The organism is Amycolatopsis sp. NPDC059027, from assembly GCF_042739735.1.
GTDB lineage: Bacteria > Actinomycetota > Actinomycetes > Mycobacteriales > Pseudonocardiaceae > Amycolatopsis.
The window spans coordinates 67958-68477 of sequence record NZ_JBHYIK010000051.1 but is presented as its reverse complement, the minus strand read 5'-3'; positions in this window follow the sequence as shown (position 1 = coordinate 68477).

The following is a 520-nucleotide window of genomic DNA, read 5'->3' as shown; positions in this document are numbered from 1 at the left end:
GTGGTTTGGTTGTTGTGGGGGTGGGGGTGGGGGGTGGGGGGGGGTGTCGCCAACGCCGGTTGGGGGACTTACACCTTCAATTCCGCCACTTCCGCGACATGCCAGCGCAGCGGCAGCGCAGCGGCAGCGGCAGCGGCAGGGCAGCGGCAGGGCAGCGAAACGATGACCCGAACGGCGCGTTCGCGACGTTGAGCGTCCGGATCGGAGCGTTCGGGACGTGCCCTCGCGACACCGCTCGACTCGGCGGCCCGCTGTCCGGCGCCGATGCACTGAAGGCGTCCTTCACAGCACTGGCCGCACTGAAAGCGCCCTTCAGCACGCCCAACGCACTGAAGGGTTACTACGTTAGGGCCGTTCCGAAACGTCTACGGCCCCTCGGGGCGCCCATCTGGGTGAAGCCCCTGGACATGAAGCGGGCCCCCCCCCCCGGCGGGGGGGGGGGGGGCGCGGGGGGGGGGGGGGCGTGGGCCCGAGAGCGTGTTGGGTTGGGTGGGTTGGGTTATATCGTGAAATAGCTCAC